This is a genomic window from Streptomyces sp. 8L (assembly GCF_020176795.1).
Classification (GTDB): domain Bacteria; phylum Actinomycetota; class Actinomycetes; order Streptomycetales; family Streptomycetaceae; genus Streptomyces.
Window position 1 is genome coordinate 1 of the sequence record NZ_JAIUKE010000469.1, and the last position, 3407, is coordinate 3407.

The window sequence follows — 3407 nt, forward strand, 5'->3', positions numbered from 1 at the left end:
CCCCGCCGTCCCTCCGCGCCCCGCCTGCCGCCTCCGGCCGGCCCGGGCGCTCACCGCGCCGCGACCAGGTCCGCGAAGCGCCCCAGCAGTACGTCCCGGTGCGGCGCCAGCGCCGCCAGCGCCCCCGGAGTCTCGGCACGCAGCCCGGGGGCGGTCGCCGCGTCCCCGGGAAACGCCGCGGCGAACATCTCCACCGCGGCCGCGTCCACCTCGACATGGAACTGGAGCCCCCACGCCGCGCCGCCGATCCGGAACGCCTGCGCCGCGTAGCGGTCGCACGACGCGAGCAGCACCGCGTCGGACGGCAGGTCCACCGTGTCGCCGTGCCAGTGCAGCACCCCGAGCCGCGCGGGCGCGTCCGCGAACAGCGGGTCCTGTGCCGCGCGCGCCCGCACCCGCACCGGCCCCCAGCCGACCTGGAGGCCGTCGCCAGGCCGTCCGCGGGTGCCCGCCGCCACCGCGAGCAGCTGCGCGCCCAGGCAGACGCCGAGCACCGGCACCCGACGCGCGAGCGCCGTCCGCAGCAGCGCGATCTCCGCCGCGCGAGTCGGGAACGCCGAGTCGTCGCCGTACGCGGACGCGGGCCCGCCCATCACGACCAGTGCCCGCACCCCGGCGAGGCCGGACGGCAGCGGGTCGCCCTCCCACATCCGGCACACGCGCAGCCGCAGGCCGCGCGCCCGCAGCGCCTCCCCGATCGCGTACGTCTCCTCGCCCGGTACGTGTTGCACCACGAGCACATCCACCTGCGGCGTCCCTTCATCCGGTCGCGGCCCCGCGCTCCGGCCCCGCGGGCCGGCGCCGGCTTCCTGGGCCGCCCTACTCATGCCCCGTAGGGAAACAGGCGCGGGCCGCGCGTGCCAACCCGCTCGGGTCCCGGTCAGGCGGGCGCCCCCGCGCCCCGCTCCGCGAGCGCGAGGACGCGCCGCGCCGACGCGACGATGGCGGGGTCCACGAACCGGCCGTCCGGCAGTGTCGTGGCGCCCGGCACCACGGCCGCCGCCTCGACCGTCTCCCGCGCGGCGGCGATCTCCGCCGCGCTCGGCAGGAACGCCCGCTCGATGACGGGCAGCTGGCGCGGATGGATGGCGGCACGGCCCAGGAACCCCAGCGACCGGCCACGCCCGCAGGACGCCTCAAGTCCCGCGAGGTCGCGCACGTCGGGGTAGACGGACTGGGCGGGGGGCGCGAGTCCCGCCGCCCGTGCCGCCACCACCGTACGGACGCGGGGCCAGGCCAGCGCCTCCTCGCCTGCCAGGCCCAGGTCCGCCCGCAGATCCGCCTCCCCGAGGGCGATTCCGCGTACGGCCGGGTCGGCGGTGGCCACGGCGAACGCGTTCTCCACGCCGAGCGCCGACTCCAGCAGCGGATAGAGCGCCGGTACGCGCGGGCCCGCGCCCGGCGCCGCGGCGCACAGCGCGTCCACGACCGCGGTGACGTCGGCCGCCGACGTCACCTTCGGCAGCCGCAGCCCGCCGACCCCCGGCAGCCCGGCCAGCGCCGCGAGGTCCGCGCCGGCCTCCGGTCCTTCGAGGGCGTTGATCCTGACGTGCACCGCGGCAGGGCCGGGCACCGGCGCGGACAGCAGCTCGGCCGTGGCGTCCCGGGCGTAGCCCTTGCGGTCCCGCGCGACCGCGTCCTCCAGGTCGATCAGGACGACGTCGGCGCCGGAGCGCAGCGCCTTCTGCACCACACCGGGCCGGTCGCCCGGCACATAGAGCCAGGTCAGGTAGGGAAGGGGCGGCATCTCCCCGGTGCGGCCGGCGTCCGCGCCGCGTGTCGTGGTGTTCACAGCGCCCCCGTCTCGCGCAGCGTCTCGATCTCCCGCTCGGCCAGGCCGAGTTCGGTGAGGACGTCGTCGGTGTCCGCCCCGTGCGGACGGCCCGGCCAGCGGATCGCGCCGGGCGTCCCGGACAGCCGGAAGAGGACGTTCTGCATCCGCAGCGGCCCGAGTTCGCCGTCCTCGACCTCCGCCACCGTGCCCAGCGCCGTGAACTGCGGGTCCGCGAGAACGTCCCGTACGTCGTAGATCGGCGCGACGGCGGCCTGCGCCTCCTCGAAGGCGGCCACCACCGCGTCCCGGTCGTGCCGGGCGATCCAGGAGCCCACCGCCTCGTCGATCTCGTCCGCGTGCTGGGCGCGTCCCGTGCCGGTCGCGAACCAGGGCTCCGTGACGAGCTCGGGGCGGCCGACGAGCCGCAGCACCCGCTCCGCCACCGACTGGGCGGACGACGACACGGCGAGCCACTTCCCGTCGGCCGTGCGGTACGTGTTGCGCGGCGCGTTGTTGACGGACCGGTTGCCGGTCCGCGGCTGGACGTAGCCGAGCTGGTCGTACCAGAGCAGCTGCGGCCCGAGGACCGCGAGCATCGGCTCGATGATCGCCAGGTCGACCACCTGCCCCTCGCCCGTGCGGTCGCGGCCCGCGAGCGCCGTCATCACCGCGTACGCCGTCGCCAGCGCGGCCACCGAGTCGGCGAGGCCGAACGGCGGCAATGTCGGCGGCCCGTCCGGCTCCCCCGTGGTGGCGGCGAAGCCGCTCATCGCCTCCGCGAGTGTGCCGAACCCGGCGCGGCGCGCGTAGGGGCCGAACTGGCCGAAGCCCGTGACGCGTGCGAGCACGAGCCGGGGGTTGGCGGCGGAGAGCTCCGGCCAGCCGAGGCCCCACTTCTCCAGCGTCCCCGGGCGGAAGTTCTCGATCACCACGTCGGCACTCGCGGCGAGCCGCAGCATGACCTCACGGCCGCCCGGCGTGGACAGATCGAGCGTCAGGTTCCGCTTGTTCCGGCCGAGGTGCTTCCACCACAGGCCGACCCCGTCCTTCGCGGGCCCGCCCCCCCGCGACGGATCGGGGCGCCTGGGGTGCTCGACCTTGATGACCTCGGCGCCGAAGTCGCCCAGCATCGTGGCCGCGATCGGGCCCGCGAACAGGGTCGCGAGGTCGAGGACGCGCAGCCCGCTGAGCGGCCCCGCGGCCACTCCGGACGGGTCGGGGGCGTCGGGGGCCGCGGACTTCCCCGGCGTGTCGGGGGCGCCGGGCGGCGGCGCACCGTCGGGCCCGTGGTCGCTGCGGGGTGCGTGCATGGCGGATACCTCGGTTCTGGGGGCGTGGGACGGAAGCCGCGGGCAGGCGCTCATGGCGCCGTCGCGGCCAGGCGGTCGATGTCCGCGCGATCCGGCATGGACGACGACGCGCCGTGCCGCTGGACGGAGAGCGCGGACGCGGCGGTCGCCCAGGCGAGCGCGTCGGCCGCCGCCCGCCCCTCGCCGAGCGCTACCGCGAGCGCGCCGACGAACGTGTCGCGCGGGGCCCGGGGGGGGGGGGGGGGGGGCGCCCCCCCCGGGGGGCCCCCCCGGGGCCGCCCCCCCGCCGGGGGGGGGCGCGGCCGGGCGGCCCCCGCGGGCCG

The 3407-nt window shown here is 78.0% G+C and carries 3 protein-coding genes; all 3 read right to left on the reverse strand.

All coding sequences use genetic code 11. The features are described 5' to 3' along the window. Positions 1-50: 50 nt before the first annotated feature. Complete coding sequence (locus LCE31_RS31310) at positions 51-746, reverse strand: type 1 glutamine amidotransferase (protein WP_225020368.1); 696 nt, start codon at positions 744-746, stop codon at positions 51-53. A gap of 134 nt (positions 747-880) precedes the next feature. Continuing rightward, entirely contained in the window at positions 881-1747 is an 867-nt protein-coding gene (locus LCE31_RS31315) for an HpcH/HpaI aldolase/citrate lyase family protein (protein WP_225020379.1), read from the reverse strand. 41 nt (positions 1748-1788) lie between these two features. Beyond that, positions 1789-3084 carry a CaiB/BaiF CoA transferase family protein gene (locus LCE31_RS31320; RefSeq protein ID WP_225020370.1) on the reverse strand — a complete coding sequence of 432 codons (1296 nt, stop codon included), beginning with the start codon at positions 3082-3084 and terminating at the stop codon, positions 1789-1791. Between the last annotated feature and the right edge of the window lie 323 nt (positions 3085-3407).

Bases quoted from the DNA above. Each gene is read 5' to 3' on its own strand.
- LCE31_RS31315 (WP_225020379.1), bottom strand. From the start codon at position 1,747: ATGCCGCCCCTTCCCTACCTGACCTGGCTCTATGTGCCGGGCGACCGG.
- LCE31_RS31320 (WP_225020370.1), bottom strand. From the start codon at position 3,084: ATGCACGCACCCCGCAGCGACCACGGGCCCGACGGTGCGCCGCCGCCC.